Origin of the sequence: Rhizobium sp. NZLR10 (assembly GCF_019685125.1) — a bacterium.
In the GTDB taxonomy this organism is placed as follows: Bacteria; Pseudomonadota; Alphaproteobacteria; order Rhizobiales; family Rhizobiaceae; genus Rhizobium.
On record NZ_JABDWE010000030.1, the window covers coordinates 1 to 26,471 of the forward strand.

General features: G+C 61.9%; 27 protein-coding genes. 15 read left to right on the plus strand and 12 right to left on the minus strand.

Annotated elements, in window-relative coordinates; genetic code table 11:
* Positions 1-275: 275 nt before the first annotated feature.
* On the minus strand, positions 276-1,043 hold the full coding sequence (locus tag HJB82_RS30425; RefSeq protein ID WP_207580724.1) for an SDR family oxidoreductase: 768 nt from the start codon (positions 1,041-1,043) through the stop codon (positions 276-278).
* A gap of 336 nt (positions 1,044-1,379) precedes the next feature.
* Between HJB82_RS30425 and HJB82_RS30430 the strand changes: the two genes are divergently transcribed.
* The 3 genes from HJB82_RS30430 to mobB are packed head-to-tail and all read left to right on the plus strand — an operon-like array spanning position 1,380 to position 3,454.
* Positions 1,380-2,288, plus strand: coding sequence for a DMT family transporter (locus HJB82_RS30430; RefSeq protein ID WP_207580725.1), 909 nt, complete (start codon positions 1,380-1,382; stop codon positions 2,286-2,288).
* Positions 2,289-2,309: 21 nt separating this feature from the next.
* Positions 2,310-2,939, plus strand: a complete 630-nt coding sequence (gene mobA / locus HJB82_RS30435) for a molybdenum cofactor guanylyltransferase MobA (protein WP_221117145.1) — start codon at positions 2,310-2,312, stop codon at positions 2,937-2,939.
* Complete coding sequence (mobB, locus tag HJB82_RS30440; RefSeq protein WP_207580727.1) at positions 2,936-3,454, plus strand: molybdopterin-guanine dinucleotide biosynthesis protein B; 519 nt, start codon at positions 2,936-2,938, stop codon at positions 3,452-3,454. Before mobA ends, mobB begins: the two co-directional genes overlap by 4 nt.
* On the opposite strand, the gene HJB82_RS30445 is transcribed toward mobB, so the two are convergent.
* The 3 genes from HJB82_RS30445 to HJB82_RS30455 form a co-directional block, all read right to left on the minus strand.
* Entirely contained in the window at positions 3,389-5,530 is a 2,142-nt protein-coding gene (locus tag HJB82_RS30445) for an ATP-binding protein (protein WP_311044417.1), read from the minus strand. The two genes, mobB and HJB82_RS30445, sit on opposite strands and share 66 nt — an antisense overlap.
* Entirely contained in the window at positions 5,523-7,034 is a 1,512-nt protein-coding gene (locus HJB82_RS30450; protein ID WP_207580728.1) for an ATPase domain-containing protein, read from the minus strand. The genes HJB82_RS30445 and HJB82_RS30450 overlap by 8 nt, the downstream gene beginning before the upstream one ends.
* Positions 7,035-7,195: 161 nt before the next feature.
* Positions 7,196-8,089 carry a LysR family transcriptional regulator gene (locus tag HJB82_RS30455; RefSeq protein ID WP_221117146.1) on the minus strand — a complete coding sequence of 298 codons (894 nt, stop codon included), beginning with the start codon at positions 8,087-8,089 and terminating at the stop codon, positions 7,196-7,198.
* Positions 8,090-8,228: 139 nt separating this feature from the next.
* Here HJB82_RS30455 and HJB82_RS30460 point away from each other — a divergent pair, with 139 nt between their 5' ends.
* Both HJB82_RS30460 and HJB82_RS30465 read left to right on the plus strand, forming a co-directional pair.
* Positions 8,229-8,624: a cupin domain-containing protein gene (locus HJB82_RS30460; protein ID WP_207580730.1), complete on the plus strand. Its 396-nt coding sequence runs from the start codon at positions 8,229-8,231 to the stop codon at positions 8,622-8,624.
* A gap of 14 nt (positions 8,625-8,638) precedes the next feature.
* Positions 8,639-9,628 (plus strand): aldo/keto reductase, encoded by a 990-nt coding sequence (locus tag HJB82_RS30465; protein ID WP_221142318.1) that lies wholly within the window; start codon positions 8,639-8,641, stop codon positions 9,626-9,628.
* A 207-nt stretch (positions 9,629-9,835) separates the two neighbouring features.
* On the opposite strand, the gene maiA is transcribed toward HJB82_RS30465, so the two are convergent.
* The 6 genes from maiA to HJB82_RS30495 form a co-directional block, all read right to left on the minus strand.
* Positions 9,836-10,471 (minus strand): maleylacetoacetate isomerase, encoded by a 636-nt coding sequence (gene maiA, locus HJB82_RS30470; RefSeq protein ID WP_207580732.1) that lies wholly within the window; start codon positions 10,469-10,471, stop codon positions 9,836-9,838.
* Complete coding sequence (locus HJB82_RS30475) at positions 10,468-10,620, minus strand: hypothetical protein (protein ID WP_207580733.1); 153 nt, start codon at positions 10,618-10,620, stop codon at positions 10,468-10,470. Before HJB82_RS30475 ends, maiA begins: the two co-directional genes overlap by 4 nt.
* A 99-nt stretch (positions 10,621-10,719) precedes the next feature.
* Positions 10,720-11,136: an organic hydroperoxide resistance protein gene (locus HJB82_RS30480; RefSeq protein ID WP_207580734.1), complete on the minus strand. Its 417-nt coding sequence runs from the start codon at positions 11,134-11,136 to the stop codon at positions 10,720-10,722.
* A 191-nt stretch (positions 11,137-11,327) separates the two neighbouring features.
* The gene (locus HJB82_RS30485; RefSeq protein WP_221117148.1) at positions 11,328-12,650 is read right to left on the minus strand and encodes a HAMP domain-containing sensor histidine kinase; all 1,323 of its coding nucleotides are present in this window, start codon (positions 12,648-12,650) and stop codon (positions 11,328-11,330) included.
* A complete protein-coding gene (locus HJB82_RS30490) occupies positions 12,647-13,387 on the minus strand; it encodes a response regulator (protein WP_207580735.1) in 741 nt (246 codons plus the stop codon). Before HJB82_RS30490 ends, HJB82_RS30485 begins: the two co-directional genes overlap by 4 nt.
* Before the next feature lie 115 nt (positions 13,388-13,502).
* The gene (locus HJB82_RS30495) at positions 13,503-14,546 is read right to left on the minus strand and encodes an alpha/beta fold hydrolase (protein ID WP_207580736.1); all 1,044 of its coding nucleotides are present in this window, start codon (positions 14,544-14,546) and stop codon (positions 13,503-13,505) included.
* Between the two features lie 342 nt (positions 14,547-14,888).
* Here HJB82_RS30495 and HJB82_RS30500 point away from each other — a divergent pair, with 342 nt between their 5' ends.
* Both HJB82_RS30500 and HJB82_RS30505 read left to right on the plus strand, forming a co-directional pair.
* On the plus strand, positions 14,889-16,661 hold the full coding sequence (locus HJB82_RS30500) for a cytochrome c biogenesis protein DipZ (RefSeq protein WP_207580737.1): 1,773 nt from the start codon (positions 14,889-14,891) through the stop codon (positions 16,659-16,661).
* A gap of 35 nt (positions 16,662-16,696) precedes the next feature.
* Positions 16,697-17,455 (plus strand): alpha/beta hydrolase, encoded by a 759-nt coding sequence (locus tag HJB82_RS30505; RefSeq protein WP_207580738.1) that lies wholly within the window; start codon positions 16,697-16,699, stop codon positions 17,453-17,455.
* A 101-nt stretch (positions 17,456-17,556) separates the two neighbouring features.
* On the opposite strand, the gene HJB82_RS30510 is transcribed toward HJB82_RS30505, so the two are convergent.
* Complete coding sequence (locus HJB82_RS30510; protein WP_221142319.1) at positions 17,557-19,773, minus strand: OmpA family protein; 2,217 nt, start codon at positions 19,771-19,773, stop codon at positions 17,557-17,559.
* Between the two features lie 330 nt (positions 19,774-20,103).
* Between HJB82_RS30510 and HJB82_RS30515 the strand changes: the two genes are divergently transcribed.
* From HJB82_RS30515 to HJB82_RS30530, 4 genes are all read left to right on the plus strand, one after another.
* Positions 20,104-20,877, plus strand: coding sequence for a transporter substrate-binding domain-containing protein (locus tag HJB82_RS30515; protein WP_207580740.1), 774 nt, complete (start codon positions 20,104-20,106; stop codon positions 20,875-20,877).
* A 113-nt stretch (positions 20,878-20,990) separates the two neighbouring features.
* On the plus strand, positions 20,991-21,797 hold the full coding sequence (locus HJB82_RS30520) for an ABC transporter permease (RefSeq protein WP_207580741.1): 807 nt from the start codon (positions 20,991-20,993) through the stop codon (positions 21,795-21,797).
* Positions 21,794-22,624: an ABC transporter permease gene (locus HJB82_RS30525; RefSeq protein WP_207580742.1), complete on the plus strand. Its 831-nt coding sequence runs from the start codon at positions 21,794-21,796 to the stop codon at positions 22,622-22,624. The genes HJB82_RS30520 and HJB82_RS30525 overlap by 4 nt, the downstream gene beginning before the upstream one ends.
* A 219-nt stretch (positions 22,625-22,843) precedes the next feature.
* Positions 22,844-23,110 carry an usg protein gene (locus HJB82_RS30530; protein WP_164015171.1) on the plus strand — a complete coding sequence of 89 codons (267 nt, stop codon included), beginning with the start codon at positions 22,844-22,846 and terminating at the stop codon, positions 23,108-23,110.
* A gap of 18 nt (positions 23,111-23,128) precedes the next feature.
* On the opposite strand, the gene HJB82_RS30535 is transcribed toward HJB82_RS30530, so the two are convergent.
* The gene (locus HJB82_RS30535; RefSeq protein WP_207580743.1) at positions 23,129-23,854 is read right to left on the minus strand and encodes a DUF2270 domain-containing protein; all 726 of its coding nucleotides are present in this window, start codon (positions 23,852-23,854) and stop codon (positions 23,129-23,131) included.
* Positions 23,855-23,968: 114 nt separating this feature from the next.
* On the opposite strand from HJB82_RS30535, the gene HJB82_RS30540 reads away from it, so the two are divergent.
* From HJB82_RS30540 to HJB82_RS30555, 4 genes are all read left to right on the plus strand, one after another.
* Positions 23,969-24,787, plus strand: a complete 819-nt coding sequence (locus HJB82_RS30540) for a class I SAM-dependent methyltransferase (RefSeq protein WP_207580744.1) — start codon at positions 23,969-23,971, stop codon at positions 24,785-24,787.
* 101 nt (positions 24,788-24,888) lie between these two features.
* Positions 24,889-25,575, plus strand: a complete 687-nt coding sequence (locus tag HJB82_RS30545; protein WP_207580745.1) for a glutathione S-transferase family protein — start codon at positions 24,889-24,891, stop codon at positions 25,573-25,575.
* Positions 25,572-25,913 (plus strand): helix-turn-helix transcriptional regulator, encoded by a 342-nt coding sequence (locus tag HJB82_RS30550; RefSeq protein ID WP_007629523.1) that lies wholly within the window; start codon positions 25,572-25,574, stop codon positions 25,911-25,913. The genes HJB82_RS30545 and HJB82_RS30550 overlap by 4 nt, the downstream gene beginning before the upstream one ends.
* The gene (locus HJB82_RS30555) at positions 25,910-26,386 is read left to right on the plus strand and encodes an SRPBCC family protein (protein WP_221117152.1); all 477 of its coding nucleotides are present in this window, start codon (positions 25,910-25,912) and stop codon (positions 26,384-26,386) included. Before HJB82_RS30550 ends, HJB82_RS30555 begins: the two co-directional genes overlap by 4 nt.
* Positions 26,387-26,471 lie beyond the last annotated feature (85 nt).

The window sequence follows — 26,471 nt, forward strand, 5'->3', positions numbered from 1 at the left end:
GGCTCATCCACGGTTGTAACCAGAGGGGGAACGGGCGACTTCGTCACGCCTCTGGCCGGGTGGCCACCCGGCCAGAGGCTCAATCGCTTCCATCGCACAAAATCTCTAACGTGCAGATACAAGGGGGGTGAGCGGCAAAGCCGCGAAGGCGAAGGGCAGCGACTGAGCACCACGATCAGCCCTCATCCTGAGGCGCGTAGGCCATCGGCCGAAGCCTCGAAGGACGAGGGCGGGTGGCTCGACCTCCGACATACACCGTACGCCCCTCACCTCACTTACGTCCGACTAATCGAAACCCCACCATCGGCCAGCATCGCCGTCCCCGTCACGAAGCTCGACATATCAGACGCCAGGAACAGCGCCGCATTGGCGATCTCTTCCGGTTGCGCCATGCGTTTCAGCGCGTGCAGTCCCTCCACGAAGGCGAGCAGGTCGGGAGTGGCATCCGGCGCGTTGGTGATGCTGGCAGGCGTGTCGGTGCCGCCTGGAAGCAGGGCGTTGACGCGGATCTTTTGTCGCCCGAGTTCGGCGGCAAGCACCTGCACGAAGCCGATCAGCCCCGCTTTGCTCGCCGCATAGGCGGCCATCCCAGGCATGCCGACGGTATGGCCGACGAAAGTCGAAGTGAAGATCAGCGATCCACCACGCTCACCCATCGCCGCGGACTGGTATTTGGCGCCGAGGAAGGCGGCGGTGAGATTGGTCTCGATCGTCTCGCGCCAGCCCTCCGACGACAGCCCGGCGACCGGTCCCATCTCGCCGAGAATACCGGCATTGTTGAAGCCGATGTCGAGCCCGCCGAAGCGTGAGATTGCCGTCTCGACGAGCCTTTCCTGCAACGCCTCGTCCTTGACATCACCCGATATGGCGACAGCATGCCCGCCCTCCGCCTCGATCTCGGCGACCACGGCGCCGAGTGCGTCCTGTCGCCGTCCGGTGACCACGAGCTTGGCACCCTCCCGCGCAAAAAGTTTCGCCGCCGCGCGGCCGATGCCGGAACTGGCGCCGGTGATGATCGCGACCTTGTCGTTCAAAAGTGTCATGTCCGTTTCTCCTCAGTTGTCGAGACACCTGAGATCTCAAAGATCAGCCGATGCAGCCACCCGTTTCCCGCGCGGAAAAGAAAACGGCTTGAGGCCGATGATTTCAGTCGGAGCGACGGCCCCTTTGGAGCATGTTTGAAGCGCTGATCGCCGCGCCGGAAGGATTGATTTTCCTCGATGAAACAGGATCTGCCACGTATCCCGCTCACACCCCGGCCTTGACGTCTACGCCATTGTGCACCGCATCATCGATTTATCCCGGGTGTGACATTCATCCGATTCCCATCATCTATCTTCCCGACTAAGAAGGGGCGCACAGGTAACGGGAATCTCTTCATGCCGCGGTCACGCAATACTGAGGGCGCCATCTATATGAGCATGGCGATGGCCGGCTTTTCCGCAAGCGACGCTCTCTCCAAATCGGTGATCGCCTATATGAACGCCGGTGAGATCATGTTCCTGCGCGGCCTTTTCACCAGCCTGCTGGTCTATCTGATCGCCTGGAAAATGGGCGCTCTGCGCTCCTGGCGCACCGTGCTTAAGCCGATCATCATCCTCAGGATCATCTGCGAGATGATCGCCGCCGTCACCTATATTACCGCGCTCGGCATGATGCCGATCGCCAATGCCTCGGCGATCCTGCAGTCACTGCCGCTGGTTGTCACCTTCGGCGCTGCGCTCTTCTTTGGCGAGCCTGTCGGCTGGCGGCGCTGGTCGGCAATCCTCGTCGGTCTTGTCGGCGTGATGATCATTATCCGCCCCGGCCCCGAAGGCTTCACCGCCGCCGCCCTCCTCTGCGTCGGCTCGGTGCTGTCGACGGCCAGCCGTGATCTCGCGACACGGTCGATCGACCCGGAGATTCCCGCGCTGATGATCACCGTCATCACCGCCATCTCTGTTTCCTTCTTCGGCGCACTGCTCATTCCCGTGCTCGGCGGCTGGCAGCCGGTCAGCGCCACCTCGCTCGGGCACCTCCTGCTCGCCTCGGTGCTGGTGCTCGTCGGCTACCAGTCGGTCATCCTCGCGATGCGCACCGGCGAAATTTCCTTCGTCGCGCCGTTCCGCTATACAAGCCTGATCTTCTCATCGCTGCTCGGCTTCTTCTTCTTCGCCGAAGTGCCAGACAGCTGGATGCTGGTGGGGGCTGCGATCGTCATCGCCTCCGGCCTCTATACGTTCTATCGTGAGGCCAAGCGCCGCGTATCGCCGATCGCGCAGGAATCTGCGCCGCGCGCACCGGTGTGACGAAGGTTCTGGGGCAGGATGATGGCTGAATTCTCGCTGGAAAAGTCCGATATAGCAGGCGTCGTGCTGGCCGGCGGCCGCTCGCAGCGCATGGGCCGTGACAAGGCGGGCGTGATGCTCGGGGACGAGAGCATGCTGCGCCATGTGCTGACCCGCCTCTCGCAGCAGGTCTCCCCGGTTGCCGTCAATGCCGATGCCGCCGCCGAGGACGTAATCGTCGTCCCTGACCGTTTTCCCGGCAAGGCCGGGCCGATGGCCGGCATCCATGCAGCGATGGTCTATGCCGCCGGCCTGCCCTCGATCAGCCATGTCGTCACCGTCTCGGTCGATTGCCCGTTCTTCCCAGCCGATCTCGTCGCCCGGCTGGCGGCAGCGGTCGAACGCCCGTCGCAGATTGCCATCGCCGCCTCCGAGGGCCGCAGCCATCCTGTCTTCGGGCTCTGGCCGGTGACGTTGGCCGCCGATCTCGAAGCCTGGATCGCCACCGACGACAAGCGCCGCGTGCGCGACTTCCTGTTGCGGCATGACGTTACGGAAGTGACGTTTCCGCTGCATCCGACCCGCGCCAGCCTGCTCGATCCCTTCTTCAACATCAACACGCCGGATGATCTCGTCGAGGCGGAACGCTGGCTGGAGGCCCTGCGCGCATGACCGCACCGAAGATCTTCGGCATTGCTGGCTGGAAGAATTCCGGCAAGACCGGGCTCGCCGTCCGGCTGGTCACCGAATTCACCCGCCGCGGCTACAGGATCTCGACGATCAAGCACGCTCATCATGATTTCGATATCGACAAGGTCGGGGCTGACAGCTACCGCCACCGCCAGGCCGGCGCCCATGAGGTCACCATCGTCTCCGGCACCCGCTACGCCATCATGCACGAGCTGCGCGGAGCACCCGAACCTGAGTTCGAGGAGATCCTCGCCCGGCTCGCCCCCTGCGATCTCGTTCTGATCGAAGGCTATAAGCGCGAACCGATCCCGAAGATCGAGGCCCGCCGCCTGGAGGCAGCCAATCGCCAACCGCTGGCACCGAGCGATGCCCATATCTGTGCCATCGCCGCCGATCATGCCGTCACGGATTCGGCGCTGCCGGTTTTCGATCTAGACGACACAGGCGCCATCGCCGATTTCATCGCAGCAATCGTCGGCCTTGAACAGCGCCCCTGAACCACGCGCGCTGATGGAGCCGATAACCGGAGCCGTCTCGCGGGCCAGCGCCTTGGCGATTTCCTTGGCAAGCTGGGCTTGATTATAGGGTTTACCCAATCTCGGAATATCGATGTCGGTGCCGGCGGGAAGATCGGCATACCCTGTCGCCAGCACGATCGGCAGCGTCGGGTGAATATCCCGCACAGCCTGGGTGAGCTGTGCGCCGGTCATACCCGGCATCGAATAGTCGGTGATCATCAGATCGAAATGCTGACCGCTCCTGATCAGCTCCAGCGCATCCGCGCCGGAATTTGTCTCGACGACCTCATGGCCGAGATCTTCGAGCATGTCGACCGAACTCATGGCGATCAAGGCATCGTCATCGACCAGAAGGATCTTCAGTCCGGAGGCAGATTGCGGGATGGGCAGCTCCATCTCGGCCGGCCGCTCCGGCCGCCGTTCGGTCGCCGGTAGCCACAACTCCGCAGTCGTTCCGACCCCAGGCTCGCTTGTCAGAAACAGTGCGCCATTGAGCTGAACGGCAAGCCCGTGGATCATCGACAAGCCGAGACCCGTGCCTTTCCCGAGTTCCTTGGTGGAGAAAAACGGATCGACGGCCTTCTTCAGCGTCTCCGCGTCCATGCCGGTGCCGCTGTCAGCCACCGCCAACACAAGATAGGCTCCGTCGCCCAGATCGCCGCCAGCGCCGACAACCTGTTCTTCGCGCAGCGATATGGACAGCGTCCCCCCATCCGGCATCGCATCGCGGGCATTGACCGCAAGGTTGAGCAGCGCCAATTCGAGCTGGTTCGCATCGATCAGCGCCGGCGGCAGTCTCGCCGGGAGATTGGTCTCGATGCTGATCGAGGATCCGACCGAGCGCCGCAGCAAGTCGTTCATGCCGGAGACAAGATCGGCCAGATCGACGGGCTTGACCTGCAGATCCTGCTGTCTGGCAAAAGCCAGCAAACGCTGGGTCAGCGCCGCTCCGCGTCGCGCGCCCTGAAGCGCCCCGTCGACCAGACGCGTTGCCTTGGCATCTCCGGCCACGTGTTTGCCGAGCAGTTCCAGATTTCCGAGAACGACCATCAGCAGATTGTTGAAGTCATGGGCAACACCGCCAGTGAGTTGGCCGATCGCTTCCATTTTCTGGGATTGGCGAAGCTGCTCCTCGGCTCTCTCACGCTGGGCGACCTCTTCGAGCAGTGTCTGGTGAGCGGCATTGACCTCCCGGGTCCGTTCCCGGACACGCACTTCGAGGGTTTCATTGAGCTGCCTCAGATTCTCCTCGATGGTCTTGCGGATGGTGGTATCGGAGCAGACCCCGACAAGCTTCCTGGCTGATCCATATCTGTCTGCATAAAGCTGGGCATGGACCTCGGTCCAATGCAGTGATCCATCCGGCCAGATCGTCCTGTGCTCGATCGAATAGTCGCGTCCGGTATCGACCGTCTCGCGCAGGCGTGCCAGCACAAGGTCGCGATCATCGGGGTGGATGCTGGCGATCAGATCATCGCGCGTCACCTCATCATCCGGCCCTCGACCGAAAACCGCTTTGCAGGTCGCCGAGGCCGACAAAGCCATTGTGGACAGTTCCAGCTCCCACGCGCCAAGGCGGCCGGCGGCGAGCGCCGTCTGCAACCGCCGCTCTCCCTCGCCCAGAGCCTCGAGCCGAGCGCGCGCTTCATACTGGCGCAGCCGTCCTTTCAGTGCGGTCCGCGCAACGCTGATGAAGGACGTGGCATGAAACGGCCTCTCCAGAAAAGTCACATTGCCGAGAACCTCGGAAAGCCTGGCGGCGGCGGGATTTCGTTCAGGCCCCCCGCCGCGTTGGGTCAGGACGATGAACGGCAGATCAGACCAGCTCGGCTGGGCGGCGACCCAGGCAGCAATTGGTTTCAGGTCACTTCCGCGGACGGCCTCTTCCGTCAGAACACCGACCGCTATTTCGTCATCGAGTGACGACGTGAAAAGATTGAGATCGGCAACCGTTATCGAGGATAATCCAGTCTCGGCGGTCAACGATGCTGCGACCTCGGCGTCGCGTCCGGCCGGTGCATAAATCAGGGCCTTCGGGTTGTGGAAATTAGGAATTGCCGCAGCCCTCGCTGTCGGTTGGCAAAAGCGGAGCGGACGTCGAGACGAATTCCGGAACGCCGCGAAGCACTCCCTGGAAACCGACGATGGGCTCTCCGAATGTCAGGCCGCCAGCATCGATCTGATACTCCCGGATGGTGTCCTCGTGGTGGCCGGTCCTCTTCTTGATGACGGAGACCGCCCGCCGCACACGTCCCACCGCCTCGAAGTAGCGCAGCAGGATGACGGTGTCGGCGAGATAGGTCACGTCGACGGGTGCCTTCATGTCGCCGAGCAGTCCGTGCTGGGCGACGGTGAGGAAGGTGTTTGCGCCTTGCCTGTTCAGATATTGCAGCAATTCGTGCATATGCAATATCAGCGAATTCTCATCCGGCATCGAGGCCTGATAGCCGTTGATGCTGTCGATGACCACGGTTTTCGCTCCCGATCTGTCAACGGAAGCACATACGCGGTGAGCGAATTCACCGGGCGACAACTCCGCGGCATCGAGCTGCTCGATATGCAGCAGACCCTCATCCCTCAGGGCCTCGAGATCCATGCCGAGCTGTTTCAGGCGCGCGAACAGCAAGCCCAACTCCTCGTCAAAAATGAAAACAGCCACCTTTTCGCGGCGTGCTATGGCCGCCATCACAAATTGAAAAGAGAAAGTGCTCTTGCCGGTGCCGGCAGGACCGAGAATCAGCGTGCTCGATCCTCGTTCGAGCCCACCGCCCAGAAGCAGGTCCAGCCCGGCAATACCGCTGGAAAGCTGATCGCGAACATAACTCGTCCTGTGTTCGGCGGCGACCAGGCGCGGAAACACGACGACACCGCCGGTCTGGATGGTGAAATCGTGATAGCCACCGCGGAAAGCCTGTCCGCGGTATTTCGTCACCCTTAAGCGTCGCCGTTCAGCGCCGTAATTCGGCGCCAGCTCATCGAGATGGATGACCCCGTGCACAACGCTATGCACCGTCTTGTCGAGCGTGTCGGAGGTCATGTCGTCAAGGAGAAGGACGGTCGCCCCCTGTCGGGCGAAATAATGTTTGAGCGCAAGGATCTGCCGGCGGTAGCGCAGCGAGCTTTGCGCAAGCAGCCTTATTTCGGACAGGCTGTCGAGAACCACCCGGCTCGGTCTGACCCGCTCGAAAGCTGCGAAGATTTCTCGTGTCGACTCGCCGAGTTCAAGATCGGATGAATAAAGCAGGCTTTGCTGCTGGTCGGCATCGAGCAGGCTTTCCGGAGGCACGAGCTCGACGACCTCGATTTTGCCGTCGATCACCATGCCGTGCGACGCAGCACCGGCCCGCAGTTCGCTGTCGGTTTCCGAAAGGGTGATGTAGAGCCCCTGCTCGCCGAGCCGAGCCCCTTCGATCAGAAACTGCAGCGCAATAGTCGTCTTGCCCGCTCCCGGATTTCCCTCAAGGAGAAACACGTGGCCGATGGAAAGACCGCCTGCCAGAATTGTGTCCAAACCGGACACACCGGTCCGGGCTTTCGTGGCAAGTGCCGCAGTATTCATTCATTGTTTCCTTCAGTTTCAAATGTGAATTAGTGGCGAGTGAAGGAATGTCAAATTGCCGGCGCAGCATGCTTTCGCTCCCGGCAGAGAGCTTGTCGCGCGTTGCAAGAGGGGCTGGCACGGATAGCTGCTCGCTGTCAGCGACCTGAAAATATCGGTCTCTACCCGCGATAGCGTAGTGCATCGACGACAAGGGCAAATGCCGGCGACGCATGCCGGCGGCTCGGATAATAGAGATGATAGCCGGGAAACGGCGGGCACCAGTCCTCCAGCACACGCACCAGCCGCCCATCGGCAAAATGCGCCTGCACGGCATCCTCCGGCAGATATGCCAGCCCCAACCCTGCCAGCACTGCGTTCAGCCGCAGCGCGATATTGTTGAAGACCAACTGTCCCTCGACCCGAACCCTGAGCGCGTGCCCGTCCTTCTCGAACTCCCAGGCATAGACGCCGCCATAGGTCGGCAGGCGCAGATTGATGCAATTGTGATCGGTCAGCTCCTGCGGCGTCAGCGGCGTCGCCCTGTTGTCGAAATAGGCGGGAGCGCCGACCACGGCCATGCTCATATCGGGGCCGATGCGCACCGCGATCATGTCTTTCGCGACTTGTTCTCCCAGCCGCACCCCCGCATCGTAACGTTCCGCCACGATGTCGGTCAGTCCGTAGTCGACAATGATCTCGACATGGATATCGGGATAATCAGGCAGAAGTTTTTCGAGGGCAGGCCAGAGAACCGCATTGGCCGCATGTTCGCCGGCATTGATGCGGATTGTGCCTGCCGGCTTCTCGCGGAACGCGCTCAAGGCAGCGAGCTCGCTCTCGATCTCATCGAGCCGTGGACCGATGGAGGCGAGCAGGCGTTCGCCCGCCTCCGTCGGCGAGACGCTGCGCGTCGTCCGTGTTAGCAATCGCAGCCCAAGCCGCTCCTCAAGCCCGCGAATGGTGTGGCTGAGCGCCGACTGCGAAACACCGAGCTTGCCCGCCGCCTTGGTAAAGCTCTGGGCGCGCGCAACGGCGAGGAAGGCGATCAGGTCGTTCACGGCAGGGCGCGGCATTTATGAAACTTTCTCATGGGTCCATGCCGTTTATAGCATCTAATCGCCATCCGGCCCACGCGTTAAATACTTTGCATCCCAGGCGGACGCCCGGCCGGCCCACCGGCCTGTCCACTCCAGATGTTGAAAGGAACGTGAGATGGACATCAAACGAAGCGGTTCGCAGCCTTCGGCCAAGGGACCGGCCGACTGGTTTACCGGCAGCGTGCGCGTCGACCCGCTGTTTGCAGTGACCAGCCCCGCCCGCACCGCCGGCGCCAGCGTCACTTTCGAACCCGGCGCCCGCACCGCCTGGCACACCCATCCGCTCGGCCAGACGCTGATCGTCACCTCCGGCTGCGGCCGCGTGCAGCGGGAAGGCGGCCTCATCGAAGAGATCCGTGCCGGCGACGTCGTCTGGTTCTCACCGGGTGAACGCCATTGGCACGGCGCATCGCCGACGACCGCGATGACCCATATCGCCATCCAGGAACAGCTCGACGGCAAGGTGGTCGACTGGATGGAGCAGGTCACCGACGCGCAATATCAAGATTAAGAAAGGAAACGGCTATGCAGAAGCGCGAACTCGGAAACAGCGGACTTCAAGTCTCGGCCATCGGTCTCGGCTGCATGGGATTGAGTTATGGTTATGGCCCAGCGACAGATATCCAGCAGGCGACCGCGCTGATCCGGCAGGCTGTCGAACGCGGCGTGACCTTCTTCGACACGGCCGAGGCCTATGGCCCCTATAAAAACGAAGAGCTTCTGGGAGAGGCGCTCGCCCCCTTCCGGAGCGAGGTCGTGATCGCCACGAAATTTGGTTTCAACTTCGATGCCAATGGCGGCCAGAGCGGCATGAACAGCCGTCCGGAGCAGATCCGCGCGGTGGCCGACCAGGCGCTGAAGCGCCTGAAGACCGACGTCATCGATCTGTTCTATCAGCATCGCGTCGATCCCGATGTCCCGATCGAGGATGTCGCGGGCACTGTCAAGATGCTGATTTCAGAAGGCAAGGTCCGGCATTTCGGTCTCTCTGAAGCCGGCGCCCAGACGATCCGCCGTGCCCATGCCGTCCAGCCGGTAACGGCGCTACAGAGCGAATATTCGCTGTGGTGGCGCGAACCCGAGCAGGAAATCCTGCCGACGCTCGAAGAACTCGGCATCGGTTTCGTTCCGTTCAGCCCGCTGGGCAAGGGTTTCCTCACCGGCTCCATCAACGAGACGACCACCTTCGATAGCAAGGATTTCCGCAACGTCGTGCCGCGTTTTTCTCAAGAGGCGCGCAAAGCCAACCAAGCGCTCGTCGATCTTCTCGCCGAGATCGCCGCGCACAAAAAGGCCAGCCCCGCCCAGGTGGCTCTCGCCTGGCTCCTGGCGCAAAAACCCTGGATCGTGCCGATCCCCGGCACCACCAAGCTGCATCGCCTCCAGGAAAACATCCAGGCCGCCGGGGTCGAACTGACGGCGGACGATCTTGTCAGCATCGAACGCGCGCTCGCCACGATCAAGGTGGAGGGCGATCGTTATCCCGCCCATCTGCAGGCAAGGGTCAACCGCTGAGAAGCGATGTCATTCGCCGGATTTCAACACCGTAAAAGAAACAGCCAACCACCCTTTTCGTCATGCTCGGGCTTGTCCCGAGCATCTGCAGCCGGTCAATAGGTAGCAGATCCTCGGCACAAGGCCGAGGATGACGAAGAGTAACGAGCGAAGATAACAAACTGAAAGCAACTGCTGTTATTTGTGACCGCTTCTTCACCAATCGCATCATCGTCTCGGCGCCGGCGCATTCTCCTGGAAAGCCGGTATCGCCTCAAGCCTTGCGACAATCTCTGCGATATGCGGCCATTGGGCGAGGTCGAAGCCCATCCGCCGGGCGCTGATTGCCTGCGGGAAGAGAAAAATATCTGCAACTCCGGGCCGATCTCCGACCGCGAAGGTCCCCTGTCTGCGGCCGGCGATCATCTTCTCCACGGCGGCCATTCCCTCGCCGACCCAATGACGGCTCCAGGCGGCAATCGCATCGGCGTCGGCCTGGAACGCCGATTTGAGATGGAGGCCGATCCGCGGCGGCAACAGCGCATGGATCTCGGCTGCGATCGCCAGCGCGATCGACCGCGCCAGCGCCCTGCCCTCCGCCGTGTCGGGCAGCAGCGGCGGTTGCGGCTGAAGCTCGTCGAGATATTCGATGATCGCCAGCGATTGGGTGATGAGGACACCGTTATCCGTCAGCAAGGCCGGCACCAGCCCCTGCGGGTTGACGCTGCGATATCCGGCCTGCCGGCTCTCTGCCTCTTCGCCAAGGATGGTCACCGGCAGCGCTTCCGCCGTCAGTCCCTTCAGGGCGAGCGCGATCCGGACTCTCGATGTCGCCGAGGAAATTTCATTCTGATAGAGTTTCACAGTCTTTCTCCCTGGTGGCCTGAAAGGGAAACCGCGGATGCCGCCGTCACCAGGCCCGTGAGCGGCGATGGCTCCTGCGAGCTTATGTCGTAGATGCAGGGCGCGGCGAAGACCACCGCTCCCAGAATGCAGATGATCATCAATCTCATCAAATCCTCCAATCGGCGAGGCCCGATCGGCCTCGTCCCGTTTGCTTTCGGCTCCTCTGCCCGCCGCCGCCAATAGCCTTTTGGCGGGCAATCGATCCGTCAGGCAATGGTCAATTCGACATGGATATTGCCGCGCGTCGCCTTCGAATAGGGGCAAGTCCGGTGCGCCTCATCCACCAATGCCTTCGCGACGTCCACTTCGATACCAGGCAGGCTGACCTTGAGGCGGGCCTGCAGGAAATAGTCGCCCTCGGTCGCCCCGAGATCGACCTCGGCATTCACGGCGGTCTCTGCCGGAAGCCTGACCTTCAGCTTGCCCGCAGCAATGCCGATCGCGCCGATGAAGCAGGCCGACCAACCGGCTGCGAAAAGCTGTTCGGGGTTGGTGCCGGGCCGCGCGCTGCCGGGCGGCGAGAGCTTGATATCGAGCTGACCGTCGTCGCTCTGCGACGCGCCGTCGCGCCCACCGGTGGTGCGGGTCTTGCCGGTATAGAGAACCTTGTCGAACTTGGTCATGGGAACACTCCTGTTTGCGTCGCTTTACGCGAGTGGTCGCTACTCGCGACCGGGTTGACGGAGTGTGGTTTGACCGGCCGATATATCCGCCATGTTTCAGGAATCGGTCGAAATGTCACAAAACGTAGCATCCGCTGTCCACGACATCTTCCCGTACAAAACCGTCGAAAAACTTCCGCCGGCTGCAGTCATCACCGGAGGGTGACTTCCGCTGCCAACCCGCCGCCGGCGCGATTGTAGAGCGTCAGCGATCCGCCGATCTTCGCCGTTAGTTGCTGGGCGATCGCAAGACCGAGACCGGTGCCGCCGGTCTCCCGGTTGCGGGATTGCTCCAGCCGGAAGAAAGGCTGCATGGCGGCTTCGAGCATATCGTTGGGAATGCCGGGACCGCGATCCAGTACGGTGATGACGATTTCGTTCTCAGTGCTGCGCCCGACGCTGATCTCGGCGGCCCCGGCAAACTTCAACGCATTGTCGATGAAGTTCGACAGGATGCGGCGAAGGGCGTGCGGCTTGGTGAAGGCGGCGCCCTGAACCAGGCCGACGACCGTCACCGCCTTTCCGGTGTCCTGATAGTCGTAGGCGATGCTGTCGATGAACGAGGCGAGATCGATGCGGGCATTCTTCTCGCCGCTGCCGTGAGCGCTGCGCGCATAGGCAATACCGTCCTGGACAAGGCGCTGGATCTCGCCGAGATCGTGCACCAGCTTGTCCTTCTCAGGCGAATCCTCCGCCATGTCGGCGCGCAGCCGCATGCGGGTGATCGGCGTCTGCAGGTCATGCGCGATGGCCGCCAATATCTGCACCCGCTCTTCGAGGTAATGGGCGATCCTCTCCCGCATCGCGTTGAAGGCGCGTGCTGCGTACGCTACCTCGCTCGGCCCCGCTTCGCTCAAGGCCGGGCCATCCTTATTGGGATCGAGAGCATCGGCGGCAGCGGCCAGCTCGCCGAGCGGCCGGATCGCCTGGCGGACTGCAAACCACGTACAGAGGATGAGCAGCGCCATCTGGACGGCGAAGACATAGGGCAGCCATGCGGCGATCGGCATGACACCCTTGGGCGTGACGTCGATCGTCAGCGGGCTTCCGTCGCTCAGCGTCAGATGCGCCTGCAACCGGTTGACCTCGCCCGGAATCCGTTCGATCCGGATCGGAAAGCGATGCCCGATCGCCTCCTCTATCTTGCCTGCGATCTCCGCCCCCTTGCTTGATGTATCCGGCACGCCCGGAAGCCCGGGTCCGAGCACGAAGCGGTAGTTGCCGCGGCCGAGCCGATCCAGCAGATCGCCGCGTTCGCCGGGGGGAAGTCGGTCGAGAACAGCAATCGAGGTCGCAACATCGTTCTCCAGCGTGCCGAGCATCACGGCTTTGGCCGACATGGTGCGCTCCATATAGAGCACGCTGAACGACAGCCCGTAGGCAAGAGCGAGACCGATCAGCAGGATGAGGAAGATCCGTGATCGCAACGTGCTCGGCCACATCGAGCCCGAAATCAAAGGGATCGCCGCCCTCATTGACGCGGCTCCGAGATTTCCACCGGAACCGAAAACACATAACCTTCACTGCGCACCGTCTTGATGTAGATCGGTTCGCGTGCATCGTCGCCGAGCCGCTGCCGCAGGCGGCTGACAAGCAGATCGATCGAACGATCGAACAGATCGGCGTCGCGGCCCTGCGTCAGGCTGAGAAGCTGGTCGCGATTGAGGACCCGCTGCGGATGATCGATGAAGACGCGAAGCAGACGGTATTCGGCGCCGCTGAGCGCAATCGCCGTTCCTTCCTTGTCGAGAAGATGCCGGCCGACCGTATCGAGCCGCCAGTCGCCGAAGCTCAGCAGTTGCCCCGCCTCGCTGATCTGCAGGTTGGGCGGCAGCATCCGCGTCCGTCGCAGCACCGCCTTGATGCGGGCAAGCAGTTCGCGCGCGGCAAAGGGCTTGGCAAGATAGTCGTCGGCGCCCATTTCCAGCCCGAGAACCCTGTCCATCTCGTCGGTGCGCGCCGTCAGCATCAGGATCGGGATCGCCTTGTGCCGCCCGGCCCGCAGTTCGCGGCAGAGCACCAGCCCGTCGTCGCCGGGCATCATCACGTCGAGCACGATCAGGTCGACAGCATTGCCTTCGAGAAAGCTGCGCATCTGCCGCCCGTCTGCGGCCACACTTGTCCTCAGGCCATTCTTCTGCAGATAGCCGGATACCAGCTCGCGGATTTCACGATCGTCGTCGACGACCAGAATGTGATCGACATGATCCATTTTTCCCTATCCTTACCGATGCAAGCGGCCGCGCCCTCCGCCTCGATGATCGAGGCGGCTGACGCGACCTACGCATATTGCGCTGGCCGGAGCAACGAGTGAACGGCGGCGTCGATCAAAAGCGGTCGACGTCGATGACCGCCTGGGCGAAGGCCTGCGGGGCTTCCTGGGGCAGGTTGTGGCCGATGCCGCCGGCGATCGTGCGATGCTCGTATTTGCCGGAAAACTTTCCGGCATAGGCAGAAGGCTGCGGATGCGGCGCGCCGTTTGCATCCCCCTCCATGGTGATCGTCGGCACCGAAATCGTCGGCAGTGCGGCAAGCCTCGTCTCGTAGTCATCATACTTGGCCTCGCCTTCGACAAGCCCGAGGCGCCAGCGGTAATTGTGAATGACGATTTCGACATGGTCGGGATTGTCGAAGGCGGCGGCCGATCTGTCGAAGGTCGCATCGTCGAAATTCCACTTCGGCGACGCGGTCTGCCAGATGAGCTTTGCGAAATCATGGGTGTTGCTTTCGTAACCCTCACGACCACGCTCGGTTGCAAAATAAAACTGGTACCACCATGCAAGTTCGGCCTTCGGGGGCAGCGGCTTCTTGTTGGCCTCCTGGCTGCCGATCAGGTAGCCGCTCACCGACACCATCGCCTTGCAGCGCTCCGGCCACAATGCCGCCATAATGTTGGCGGTCCGCCCACCCCAGTCATAGCCGGCAACCACCGCCTTCTCGATATCGAGCGCATCGAGCAGCGCAATCATATCGGCAGCCAGCGCCGCCGGCTGGCCATTCCGCGCTGTTGCCTGGTCCAGAAACCTTGTCGTGCCGTACCCGCGCAGATAAGGCACGATCACCCTGTAGCCTGCCGAGGCCAGCAGCGGCGCGACGTCGACAAAACTATAGATGTCGTAAGGCCAGCCGTGCAGCAGCAGCACGACCGGGCCATCCGCCTTGCCCGCCTCGGCATAACCGATATCAAGCACCCCGGCATTCACCTGCTTCAGGGCTTCGAAGGACGTGTTGGTTCCGGCCTTCACCGCAGGTAGGGATACGGCGGGCGACTGCGCGGCGGCCGTTCCGGCCACGCCGAATTCGACCGCCGCAAGGGCGACTGCCGTCATGCCGAAGAAACGGCGGCGGTGATGGTTGATTTGCTCTGACATCGGTCTCTCCTGTCGAATGTTCATGCTCTCAAAAGACATTCCGCTTGTATCACCGGTATGTCGCAAGCCGCCGGCTTTTGAAAGCTGATGTAGTTTCCGGCCGCCGCGATACAATCTGATACAATCGCAGCCTCCGGGTAAAGCATGCAGCGGCGACGACCGGTCGCCGCGACGTCAGTTTGTGTCGCTCTGTATCGCCATCACCTGTCGGCAACACTTCGGTACATTTCCCCGCAAAACCGGACACATCCGGGATACCTCCGCCCGGCCATATCGCAGCCGTTGCTGGTTCAGGCCCATCGCCGTCCAGAGCCCGATCAATCGGTTTCAAAGGAAACGATGATGACACTTCTGATCATTGCCTATCTCGGAGGCGCGCTGACGATCCTCAGCCCGTGCATCCTCCCCGTCCTCCCTTTCGTCTTCGCCCGTGCCGGACAGCCTTTCGTCAGGAGCACGCTGCCGATGCTGGCCGGCATGGCCACCACCTTCGCGCTGGTCGCCACGCTGGCGGCCGTCGGCGGCAGCTGGGCCATCCGCGCCAATGAATATGGCCGCCTGGCCGCGATCGTCCTACTGGCGCTCTTTGGCGCAAGTCTGCTGTCGCCGCGTTTTGCCAGCACCCTTGCCCGGCCGATCGTCGATCTCGGCAACAATCTGGTGAATGCCAGCCGCAGTGGCCGCACCGCGCCGACGGTGAAGAGCGCCCTCCTCCTCGGCGTCGCCACCGGTCTGCTTTGGGCGCCTTGCGCCGGCCCGATCCTCGGCCTTGTTCTGACCGGCGCCGCCTTGCAGGGCGCCAACCTGCAAACGACCTTCCTGCTGGCAGCCTATGCCGCCGGCGCCGCAAGCTCGCTTGCCGTCGCCCTGCTTGTCGGCGGCAAGATATTCGCTGCCATGAAGCGTTCGCTCGGCGTCGGCGACCGGATTCGCCAAGTGCTCGGCGCTGCGGTACTCGCTGGCGTCGCCGTCATCGCCTTTGGCCTCGACACCAGCCTGCTGGCGCGGCTGTCCTATGCCAGCACCGCATCGCTGGAACAGGCCGTGCTCGACAGGCTGCATGCAAAGCCGTTTGGTGCAGCCTCCGAAGTGGCGAGCAACGACGTGACGATCCCTGCTGCCGATGTGAAGAAGCCCTTCCGCAGCGATCTGCCGGTCGAAGGTCATGCACCGTCGTTCGGCGGCGCGGTCGAATGGCTGAATTCCGAGCCTCTGACCACCGAACAGCTGCGGGGCAAAGTCGTGCTCGTCGATTTTTGGACCTATTCCTGCATCAATTGCATTCGTACCATCCCCTATGTCAGGGCCTGGGCGGAAAAATATGTGGACCAGGGCCTCGTGGTGATCGGCGTCCATGCCCCGGAATTTGCCTTCGAGAAGAAGATCGACAACGTCAAGAAGGCGGTCGCCGACTTCAAGATCGGCTATCCCGTCGCCATCGACAATGACTACAAGATCTGGCGCGCCTTCGAAAACAGCTACTGGCCCGCCGCCTATCTGATCGATGCCAAGGGTCAGATCCGCTACCACCATTTCGGCGAAGGCAATTATGGCACGACCGAGAAGGCCATTCAGGACCTGTTGCGCGAGGCCGGCAGCCAGACGGCGGCAAGCGCTGCGGTCGCGCCGGATGCCACGGGCGCGGAAGCAGGCCCTGACCTTGGCAATATCCGCTCCGGCGAAACCTATATCGGCTACGCACAGGCAGCAAATTTCGCCTCTCCGGAAGGGCTGCAGGCCGACGCCGCACAAAATTATTCGATCGCCGAACCCGGCCTCAACGGCTGGGGCCTGTCCGGAACCTGGACTGTCGGCAAAGATCAGGCGACGCTTGATCAGCCGGGCGGCGGCATTGCCTATCGTTTCAGCGCCCGCGACCTGCATCTCGTACTAGGGCCCGGCGCCGACGCCAAACCGATCCGCTTCCAGGTGACGGTAGACGGCAAGGCGCCGGGAGCGGACCACGGCTCCGACATCGATGCCGAAGGCAACGGCGTGGTGAGCGCGACCAAGCTTTACCAACTTGTCCGCCAGTCCGGCCCCGTCGTCGCCCGCAACTTCGAGATCCGTTTCCTCGACCCCGGCGTCCAGGCCTACGCCTTCACCTTCGGCTGAATCCGGAACGTAACATCACCCAAGGAGTAACACCCATGAATAGACGCCTCATTTTCACGGCCGCCCTTGCTTTCGCCACCACCGGCATCGCCTTCGCGGCGGAAGCTGCCGCGGTCAAGAACATCGTGATCGTCCACGGCGCGCTCGCCGACGGTTCGGGATGGCGCAAGGCGACCGAGATTCTCGAAAAACGCGGCTTCAACGTCACCATCGTCCAGGAGCCGATCACCTCGCTCGAAGACGATGTGGCGGCGACGAAGCGGGTTCTCGACCTGCAGGAGGGACCGAGCCTGCTTGTCGGTCACAGCTATGGCGGCATGGTCATCACGCAAGCTGGCAACGATCCCAGTGTCGCAGGCCTCGTCTATGTCGCAGCGTTCCAGCCCGACAAGGGTGAAAGCCTGCTGAGCCTCGCCAGTTCGAAGCCCGCCGGCAGCATGGATATAAGGGAAACCAAGGACGGCAAATATCTCTATCTCGATCCGGGTGCCTTTGCTGCGGATTTCGCAGCCGACCTTCCGCAAGCCGAGGCTGATTTCATGGCCAGGGCGCAGGTCTTCGCCGCCAAGCAGGCCTTCTCCGCCAAGGTCTCAGACCCGGCATGGCGCACGAAACCGAGTTGGTCGATCGTCGCCACGCAGGATCGCTCTATCAATCCCGAGCTGGAGCGCGACATGGCAAAACGCGCCGGCAGCGATGTGACCGAGATCAAAGCAAGCCACGCCGTCTTCGCATCCCAGCCGGAGAAGGTCGCCGACACCATCGAAAAGGCTGCCAGGAAAGCCGGCGAGTAAAACCGGCAGGATGGCAGCAGCTTCCCTTGCCCGGTCCGCCGAGGAGAAAAAAGACAGACAACTGAATGCCCCTCTCCGGTTCTGGAGAGGGGCAACAGCATTTACTTGGCAGCGACAGGCCGAACCAGCGCCGTGACGCGGCGGATGGTCACGCGGCGGTTTTCCTGTTCAGGGTCTGTTGTGTTGACCTTCAGATATTGTTCGCCGTAACCCTGGGTCGCCAGGTTCTCCGGCGGGATGCCGTAAACGTCGGAGAGTACGTTGGCGACCGATTCCGCCCGTTGGTCGGAGAGGATGAGGTTGCTCTGGTCGGAGCCGACCGCATCGGTATGACCTTCGATCAGGAAGGTCTCGCTCGGATCCCTCTTGAGCACCTGGCTGATTGCGTCGGCGACCTTGCGCAACGTCCGCGCCTGGGTCATCGGGATATCGGCACTGCCGGTCGCGAAGGTGATCGTGTCGAGGTCGATGCGGCGCACCTTGTCACGGATACGCGCCGAATACTTCACCTCGTCGAGCGAATAGACACGCTCGACCGGCTCGACCGGCGGCTCGCTCAGGAACTCGTAATAGTCCCGATTCGGATCGCTGCGGGTGTCGATGATATAGTCGTCGAGCGGCACACGCAGCCGCATCGGCGGCAGGTCGGCGCCCGGATCCTCGAAATAATCGCGGTCCGGATCGTCATAGAGTTCCTGGGAGTAGTAGAGCACATTCTCGCGTCCCCGGGCATCGACACGCGACCGCTGGATGATGTCGCCATAGCGGTTGCGGATCGTCACGATGCGATAGCCTTCCGGCCGTGTGATCGTCTCGCGGTAGCGATCACCAGACAGCTCCTCGTAGTTCGGCCGTTCGCCGTCACGCAGGAACCGCCTGTCGTCGTCGCTACGCACGATGACCTGGTTATTGTATTGAATGATCACGCGGTTTTGGTCGCTGCGGTCGTCGATGCGCGCGCCATCAGGACGGATGAATTGCGGCCGCTCGTCGAGCCTCGTGCCCTTCTCGCGGGTCACCGCCTCGATCTTGACGGAGGGCTGCGCCACGCCGCCAGTGGCGGCTTGCGCTTCGGCATCCGAGGTCGGCACCTTGAAGTCCTTGCTGTCGGCGCGCTGCTTGTCGCGATCGCGGCGGCCTTCCCGGCCCTTGCTGCGGTCGGCATCCTTGTCGCTGTCGAGCACGGCCGCGCCGTTCTCGACCGGCAGCACGACGGTTTCGTTGCTTTTGGCTGGGTCCGCGGCGATCTTCTTGCGGCGCTCCAGCTCTTCGGGCGAAGCCTTTTCCGGCGCCGGAATGGCCTGCTTAACCTGCTGGCCGCCGCTGGCATCCGGCAGCGGCTGGGCAGTGCCGGTCGCGGGCGCGGCCGGCTGCTCGCCGGCGGGCTGTTCACCGGCAGGCTTGGCTGCGGTGCCGTCCTTCGGCTTTTCGGCGGGTGCGGCCTCCGGAGCCGCCGCCTTGTCTTCGGGCGCTTTCACTTCGCCAGGCTTGTCTCCAGGCGCTTTCTCTTGGCCCGCCTTGTCTGCATTCGACTTGTCTGCGGGCGCAGCCGTCTCGCCCTTTGTCGGCTTCTTCTCGGCCGGCGCCTCGGCGGCAGGTTTTGCCTCCGGCTTGACTTCGGGTTTGGCTTGTTCCTCGGTCGGCGTCGCAGCTTCGGGCGCAGCCGTCTCGGCCTTGCCCTTGGCTTTATCTTTGCCTTGGCCCTTGTCCTGTCCTTTAGCCCGCTTGCCGCCGTCCGGCTTGGCTTCCGGCTGCGCCTGCTCCGTCTCCGGCTGCACTTCCTTTGCGGCCGGCTGCTGTTCGGGCTGCGGTTGAGCCTCCGGCTCGGCCTGCTTCTTCGGCTTCTTCGGCTTTTCCTGCGTTACCGGCTGCTCCTGCTGCGGCTCGGCCTCCGGTTTTGCCTCGGGCTGGGCTTCCTGCTTGGACTTTCGCTCTGGCTTGCTTTCGGCCTGCGGCGCGGGCTCTGCCTTCGGCGCGGCTTCGGCCTTCGGCGGTTCCGGCTGTGCCTTGGGTTCGGGCGCCGGCGCCTCCTTCCGCTCAGCCTTCGGCTTTTCGGCCGGCGCCTCCTTCGGTTGCTCGGCGGCCGGCGCCTGTTCGGCCGGAGCTTGCTCCTTCTGTTTGTGCTTCTTCTTCAGCAATTCCTCTTCGGAAGGCGCGTCCTGCGCCACCTCGAAGCTGCCTTGTTCGACTTGCCGCACGGCTGGCGCCTGCGGCGCGACGTCGCGCACGGCAGCCATTGCCGATGCCGGCTGGAACGCCAGCGAAAGGGAAAGCAACGGAAAAGCCGCGCTTGCGAACAATCTTGATTTCATGCCCATCGGGTTTCCTCGATCCTGGTTGAGCTTCTTAAAGGCCGATAGGCCCCGGTTCCGCCCCTAGCTTTGCATTGAGGCGAAACGGCGGAATGGCAATCGCCGAACCGCCGATTTGTTCCGGTTCTAGGAAGCCGCGGATTAACCTCGCGTGAATGTTGCAGTCTGCCGGCGTTCATCTCGCCTGCTATTTGCACCGCCCAATTGCGATGGGATTTGTGTTGCAATTCCATCAAAAAAAGTCTGATTATCGCCGCAAGGCGGTCTAGGTACCGTTGAATTGCGGCCGTCAGCCCACGAGAAAAACAGCGGCGGCTACCAACAGAGAGGATCCTCATGCATATCTCCACCCGTATTTTCGCGGCAGCCTCGATCGCGGCGATGTCCCTTTTCGCTGGCTCGGCCATGGCCGATGGCGAAAAGTATGTGATCGGCACCGATTCGACCTATCCGCCCTTCGAGTTCGTCGATGCCAGCGGCACGATCCAGGGCTTCGACATCGACATCACCAAGGCGCTCTGCGCTGAGATGAAGGCTGAATGCTCCTTCGTCAGCACCGACTGGGACGGCATCATCCCGGCGCTCAACGCCAAGAAGTTCGACATGATCGTTTCCTCCATGTCGATCACCCCGGAGCGTCTGAAGCTCGTCGATTTCTCCAACAAGTACTACAACACCCCGCCAGCCATCGCCGTGCCGAAGGATTCGACGATTACTGACGTTGCCGGGCTCAAGGGCAAGGTGATCGGCGCGCAGACCTCCACGACGCACGCCAACTATGCCGAGAAGCATCTGGCCGACACCGAACTGAAGCTCTACCCCACCGCTGACGAATACAAGCTCGACGTCTCCAGCGGCCGTGTCGACGCCGTCATCGACGACGTCGTGGTTCTCTCCGAATGGGTCAAATCCGACGCCGGCGCCTGCTGCAAGATCTTGACGACTCTGCCGGTCGACAAGGAAATCAACGGCAACGGCGCCGGCATTGCCATCCGCAAGGGCGATCCGCTCAAGGAAAAACTGAACACGGCGATCGCTGCGATCCGCGCCAGCGGTGAGTACAAGAAGATCCAGGACAAGTACTTCGACTTCGACGTTTACGGCGAATAAGAAATTCGCTATCTGGCCAATCAAGGTAATGGCGGAAGGCTTGCTCTTCCGCCATTTTTGTTTGACAAAGATAGCAAGATCAAAACGGCAAAAGCCGTGAGGGGAATTATCGCATGGGCGGATTATTTTCCGCGCTCGGCTCCTTCTGGAGCTCACTTGTGCACATTTTCGATCCGTTATGCGGACCCGTTGGCATCTTCACCTGGCTAGGTCAGTCGACGATTCTTGCCTGTGGCGATACCGGCTGGGGCGACGAGATCGCGCTTGGCCTGCAGGTGACCGTTTCGGTGGCAATCGTCACCCTACCGATCGGCCTCGTCATCGGCTTCCTAGTGGCGCTCGGCCAGCAGTCGGAAGAAAAATCGCTTCGGCTGGCGGCCGGCATCTACACGACGATCTTCCGAGGCCTGCCGGAGCTTCTGACGCTCTTCATCATCTATTACGGCATGCAGATGCTGATCCAGTCTCTGCTGACCTTCGTCGGTTATGACGGGCCGCCGGTCGAGATCAACGCCTTCCTCGCCGGCGTCATCGCGCTTTCGGTGGTCTTCTCCGCCTACTGTTCGGAAGTATTGCTCTCAGCCTTTCGCGCCATTCCCAAGGGGCAGTATGAGGCAGGCGATGCGCTTGGACTGCATAGCGGTCGCACGCTGCGCCTGATCATCCTGCCGCAGCTCGTGCGCATCGCGCTGCCGGGCCTGACGAACCTCTGGATGGTGCTCCTGAAGGACACCTCCTACGTCTCAATCATCAGTCTTGCCGATATCCTGCGCCAGACAAGTGTCGCCGTGCGCGTGACCAAAGAACCCTTCTTCTTCTATGGCCTGGCCTGCTGTCTCTATCTGGTGCTCGCCATTCTCTCCTCCTTTCTGCTCGTCTATGTCGAGCGGTGGGCCAGACGTTCGGAGATCCGCCGATGAGCTACGCCGAAACGCTGATCCCGCCGCAGCCCGCACCTCGCGAAGTGATGAAGCCGATGACGCCGGCGCGTATGGCCGGCTATATTTTTGTCGCCGTCTGGGCAGTATTCGGCGCGCTGCTGGTGATCTCCGTCGTCAACGGCTGGGATCCGGAAAAATTCACCCGCTACGGACCGCGCTATCTCCACGGTCTCGGGGTCACACTCAGCCTCGTTTTCATTTCCGTGATCTGCGGCGCAGTTCTGTCGCTGCCGCTTGCCGCAGCGCGCATGTCGAAGAACCGGTTGCTGAATGCGCTCGCCTACGGCTACATCTATTTCTTCCGCGGCACGCCGCTGCTTGCCCAGTTGTTCCTGGTTTATTACGGCCTCGGCGTTTTCCGGCCGCAGCTTGAAACCGTCGGTATCTGGTGGTTCTTCCGCGAAGCTTGGTATTGCGGCCTTTTTGCCATGACCATCAATACCGCGGCCTACCAGGCGGAAATCCTGCGCGGCGCCATCGAAAGCGTATCGCATGGCCAGCACGAGGCGGCCGCGGCCCTCGGCATCCACCGGTTCATCGCTTTCCGCAAGATCATTCTGCCGCAGGCTCTCATCGTCGCACTCCGCCCTTATGGCAACGAAATCATCCTGCTGATCAAGGGCTCGGCGGTCGTCGCCATCATCACCGTGCTCGACCTGATGGGCGAAACCCGCTACGCCTTCTCCCGCACCTTTGACTACCAGACCTATCTCTGGGCAGCGATCTTCTACCTCGTCATCGTCGAGGCGCTGCGCCATCTCTGGGCTTGGATCGAACGCCGCTTGACCCGGCATCTCAAGCGCTGATGCATGCCGCCCGAAGGTGTCTCACGGTTTTCAGACAACAGCGTGCATCAATGAGAACCGACGTGGCAGCACTCCCCACTATATGCTGCTAATCTATTGATATTAAAAATCAATTGTCCTTTTATGAAGTATCTGTAAAGCTTCCGTTAACCACTCGCATGTTTCCATATCACGTAGCGCTAATAAGCGCGCGAGTGGGAACGAGAAGAAGTGAACACGATGCACAAGGACATGGAAAAACAACTGAAGGGCTATGGTCTGACGACCGCCCAGATCCTCTACCACCTGCCGGATCATCCGGCGATCCTACAGACTTATGTCTGGCAGGATTATGATCTCGCCCCCGATTTTCCTGAAATGCGCGGCTTTCTGAAATTTTGGGAAGAAAAGCTCGACGGACCGCTGCATTCGGTGCGCTATGTCCACCGCAAGCTGATCTCGCCAACCGAGTGGCGGGCGCTGAAAGGAGAGTTCATCCTGCACTGATCCGGCCCCTACCCACCATCAGACATGTGCCTCGCCATGGCCGAATTCACCTTGGTCACGGACCGGGCGGAGCGCAAAGCAGAGGATGCTGAGGTAGAAGACGATGACGATGATGATGACCGCAAGGCCGGGAATAGGCCCCAGCACCGCATTATCGATGACATAGGTCCAGGACTGCGCCTGTAGCGCCGGCATGCCCTCCGTTTGCAATTTCGGCGTCGAGATCTTCAGGCACCAGGCGAGAAACAGGATAGAATACATCCAACCATAGTTCCGTTTGAGCCGGCGGTGCATCGCGTCCCAGTAGCTGAGCAGGAAACGCGGCTTGCGCAGGCTGCTGGCGATCACCGAGGCCCATTCTCTGCCGACCCCCGCCTCCGGCGCCAAAATCTGCGCGAAATAGCAGCGCTCGATCTGGCGAATGCGGGCTCGGTAGATGTCGAAGAAGCGGTAGCGCCGCGCTTCGATGATCAGAAGCAGCGTCACCAGCATCATCCCGAACAGCAGCACGCCGTGATGCGAGGTCGGCGTCGACAGCGACACCGAAAGCAGCGCCGCGACCACGGTGATCGCCCAGTTGGACGTTCGGTCGATACGGTCGCGCCAACTCGTCATCCGCCCGAGTTCACCGCGGTAATAATGGCTAAGCGTGTTGGTGATCTCGCCTGGCGTGCCAGGCAGCAGCAATGCCCGTGCAGCCTCCCCTTCAGGTAGCAATGACGGCCGTTCTTGCTCCGATTTCATCGGTATTCCTCCCTTCGTCTTCTTTGCGCCCATTCTGCGCTCGCAGCAGCGCCATTGCAAAACTTCGAAAGCCGCCTTAGACGCATGCCTGAAACAAAAGGACGATGGACCGCGATGGCAAAGAAGATCGACGAAGAAGCCCTTGGCGAGGCCTATAACCGCGCTCTGGCGCTGGAAAAGGCCGGCGATGTCGACGCGGCGGTGGCAGCCTATGAGGAAGTCCTGGCAATCGATCCCGACGATCACGGCGGTGCCGCCGTGCGCATCGCCGCCATGGGCCGCGGCGAAACTCCTGCCAGGGCGCCTGACGCCTATGTCGAAACCCTGTTCGACCAGCATGCCGAGGTTTTCGAGGACGTACTTGTCGAGCAGCTCGGCTATCACGTGCCGATGCTGGTGCGCCAGCGCCTGCAGGCGCTGAAGCTCGGACCGTTCAAGCGGCTGCTCGATCTCGGCTGCGGCACGGGCCTGACCGGCGGCGCACTGCGCGACCTCTGCGCCGACATGACCGGCATCGACCTATCGGAGAAGATGGTCGAGATCGCCCATGAGAAGGATCTCTACGAAACCCTCTTCGTCGCCGAGGTCGAAGATTTCCTCGACGACAACGACGAGGACGCCTTCGACATCATCACAGCCACCGACGTACTGCCCTATCTCGGCGCACTCGAACCGCTGTTCTTCGGCGCCGCCGAGAACCTGACGTCGGGCGGCCTGTTCATCTTCTCCTCGGAAACCGTGCCGGACGCCACTCTCGCTGGCCGCGCCTACATGGTCGGTCCGCATCAGCGCTTCGCCCATGCCGACGCCTATGTGAAAGAACGCCTGGCGGCCACCGGTTTCGAACTCGTCGAGATATCGGATATCAACGTGCGCATGGAAGACGGCCAGCCGACACCCGGCCATTTGGTGGTCGCAAGATATATTGGCTGATGGCGATACTTGCGCGATTGGCAAACTATCTGTTGTGCTATGCCGGCCGACCTGATACTTAGTCGAACGGTAAAGTTTATCACAACAGGAAAGGTCGCCGCATGTCGCTCGTGTTCTATGGGCATCCGCTCGCCTCCTTCTGCCACAAGGTGCTGATCGCGCTTTACGAAAACGGCACACCCTTCGAAAATCGTCTCGTCGATCTGTCCGACGAGAGCTCGCGTTCCGATCTCTTCCGCTTCTGGCCGATCGGCAAGATGCCGCTGCTGCGGGACGAGGCGCGCGACAGCACCATTCCCGAGACGTCGATCATCATCGAATATCTCGAGCACTACTATCCTGGCCCCGTTCGCCTGCTGCCGCTTGAGATTGACCGGGCGCTGCAGGTCCGCCTCTGGGATCGATTCTTCGACCATTATGTCCAGGCGCCGATGCAGGCGCTCGTCAGCAATCGCCGGCGCCCCGAGGGCACGGCTGATGAAATCGAGGTGACCGCCGCCAAGGCGACACTCGCCACTGCCTATGCGATGATCGAAAAGCAGCTCGCCGACAAACAATGGATAGCGGGCGACGGCTTCACCATGGCCGATTGCGCCGCAGCCCCGTCGCTCTTCTATGCCGAGACGCTGGTTCCGTTTTCAGCGGAGCAGCCGAACCTTCGCGCCTATTACGATCGGCTGCTGACGCGCCCCTCCTTTGCACGGGCACTGGACGAGGCCCGCCCCTACTTCAAGTTCTACCCCTATAAAGAGCGGTTGCCCGCCCGCTTCCGGGATGCCGCTGGATGATCGAAAGCCAGGCCGATCTCGACCGCATGTTCCACGCGCTATCCGACCGCAGCCGGCGCGGCATGATCGATCGCCTCGGCCGTGGCCCGGCTTCGGTCACCGAGCTGGCCGCGCCGCTCGCGGTGGCCTTGCCGACGGTAATGAAACATCTGCAGGTGCTGGAGCATAGTGGCCTCGTGCTCTCGGAGAAATCCGGCCGGGTTCGAACCTACCGCCTGCAGCAGGATGCGCTTGCCACCGTCGAGCGCTGGGTGGAACAGCGAAAGAGCCGCTGGACGACTACCTTCGATAGGCTGGATCAATTTCTCGCCGAAGAACCGGAGAGCTTTTCCGAATGACGACACGATCTGCCGAACATGCCACCCTCGTCATCGAGCGCCGCCTGAAAGCACCGGTCGGCCGTGTCTTCCGCGCCTGGTCGACGCCGGAGGCAAAGCGTCAATGGTTCGCCTGCCACGGCGAATGGGTTCCGCTGGATTACAGGCTCGATTTCCGTCCCGGCGGTACCGAGCGAAACCATGTCGCCGATACGGACGGGCTCCTGCACGCTTTTGACGCCCATTACATCGATATCGTGCCTGACACCCGTATCATCTATGCCTATGAGATGAAGCTCGGCGAAAGGCGCATCTCCGCCTCGCTCGCCACAATCACCTTCGAAGCTGAACCCCACGGCACGAAAATGGTCTTCACCGAGCAGGTAGTCTTCCTCGACGGCTACGCCGACAACGGCGCCCGCCTCCAGGGCACGGAGATCGGCCTCGACAATCTCGAACTCTTTCTCGAGCGCGAGGCGAACCCGATCCATTAAAGCGCGTCGCGATCTTTCAGATTCGCTCTTCGCGCTTTAGGTCTTTGTTTTTACGCTGTCGCTATCGCTAAACTGCTGCACACTT

Coding starts and splice junctions, on each gene's coding strand:
- HJB82_RS30545 (WP_207580745.1), top strand. CDS start 24,889: ATGTCGCTCGTGTTCTATGGGCATCCGCTCGCCTCCTTCTGCCACAAG.
- HJB82_RS30515 (WP_207580740.1), top strand. CDS start 20,104: ATGCATATCTCCACCCGTATTTTCGCGGCAGCCTCGATCGCGGCGATG.
- mobB (WP_207580727.1), top strand. CDS start 2,936: ATGACCGCACCGAAGATCTTCGGCATTGCTGGCTGGAAGAATTCCGGC.
- HJB82_RS30505 (WP_207580738.1), top strand. CDS start 16,697: ATGAATAGACGCCTCATTTTCACGGCCGCCCTTGCTTTCGCCACCACC.
- HJB82_RS30550 (WP_007629523.1), top strand. CDS start 25,572: ATGATCGAAAGCCAGGCCGATCTCGACCGCATGTTCCACGCGCTATCC.
- HJB82_RS30425 (WP_207580724.1), bottom strand. CDS start 1,043: ATGACACTTTTGAACGACAAGGTCGCGATCATCACCGGCGCCAGTTCC.
- HJB82_RS30490 (WP_207580735.1), bottom strand. CDS start 13,387: ATGGATCATGTCGATCACATTCTGGTCGTCGACGACGATCGTGAAATC.
- HJB82_RS30530 (WP_164015171.1), top strand. CDS start 22,844: ATGCACAAGGACATGGAAAAACAACTGAAGGGCTATGGTCTGACGACC.
- HJB82_RS30535 (WP_207580743.1), bottom strand. CDS start 23,854: ATGAAATCGGAGCAAGAACGGCCGTCATTGCTACCTGAAGGGGAGGCT.
- HJB82_RS30480 (WP_207580734.1), bottom strand. CDS start 11,136: ATGACCAAGTTCGACAAGGTTCTCTATACCGGCAAGACCCGCACCACC.
- HJB82_RS30555 (WP_221117152.1), top strand. CDS start 25,910: ATGACGACACGATCTGCCGAACATGCCACCCTCGTCATCGAGCGCCGC.
- HJB82_RS30465 (WP_221142318.1), top strand. CDS start 8,639: ATGCAGAAGCGCGAACTCGGAAACAGCGGACTTCAAGTCTCGGCCATC.
- HJB82_RS30450 (WP_207580728.1), bottom strand. CDS start 7,034: ATGAATACTGCGGCACTTGCCACGAAAGCCCGGACCGGTGTGTCCGGT.
- HJB82_RS30520 (WP_207580741.1), top strand. CDS start 20,991: ATGGGCGGATTATTTTCCGCGCTCGGCTCCTTCTGGAGCTCACTTGTG.
- HJB82_RS30495 (WP_207580736.1), bottom strand. CDS start 14,546: ATGTCAGAGCAAATCAACCATCACCGCCGCCGTTTCTTCGGCATGACG.
- HJB82_RS30460 (WP_207580730.1), top strand. CDS start 8,229: ATGGACATCAAACGAAGCGGTTCGCAGCCTTCGGCCAAGGGACCGGCC.
- HJB82_RS30455 (WP_221117146.1), bottom strand. CDS start 8,089: ATGCCGCGCCCTGCCGTGAACGACCTGATCGCCTTCCTCGCCGTTGCG.
- HJB82_RS30510 (WP_221142319.1), bottom strand. CDS start 19,773: ATGGGCATGAAATCAAGATTGTTCGCAAGCGCGGCTTTTCCGTTGCTT.
- HJB82_RS30485 (WP_221117148.1), bottom strand. CDS start 12,650: ATGAGGGCGGCGATCCCTTTGATTTCGGGCTCGATGTGGCCGAGCACG.
- mobA (WP_221117145.1), top strand. CDS start 2,310: ATGGCTGAATTCTCGCTGGAAAAGTCCGATATAGCAGGCGTCGTGCTG.
- HJB82_RS30540 (WP_207580744.1), top strand. CDS start 23,969: ATGGCAAAGAAGATCGACGAAGAAGCCCTTGGCGAGGCCTATAACCGC.
- HJB82_RS30430 (WP_207580725.1), top strand. CDS start 1,380: ATGCCGCGGTCACGCAATACTGAGGGCGCCATCTATATGAGCATGGCG.
- HJB82_RS30475 (WP_207580733.1), bottom strand. CDS start 10,620: ATGAGATTGATGATCATCTGCATTCTGGGAGCGGTGGTCTTCGCCGCG.
- HJB82_RS30500 (WP_207580737.1), top strand. CDS start 14,889: ATGACACTTCTGATCATTGCCTATCTCGGAGGCGCGCTGACGATCCTC.
- HJB82_RS30525 (WP_207580742.1), top strand. CDS start 21,794: ATGAGCTACGCCGAAACGCTGATCCCGCCGCAGCCCGCACCTCGCGAA.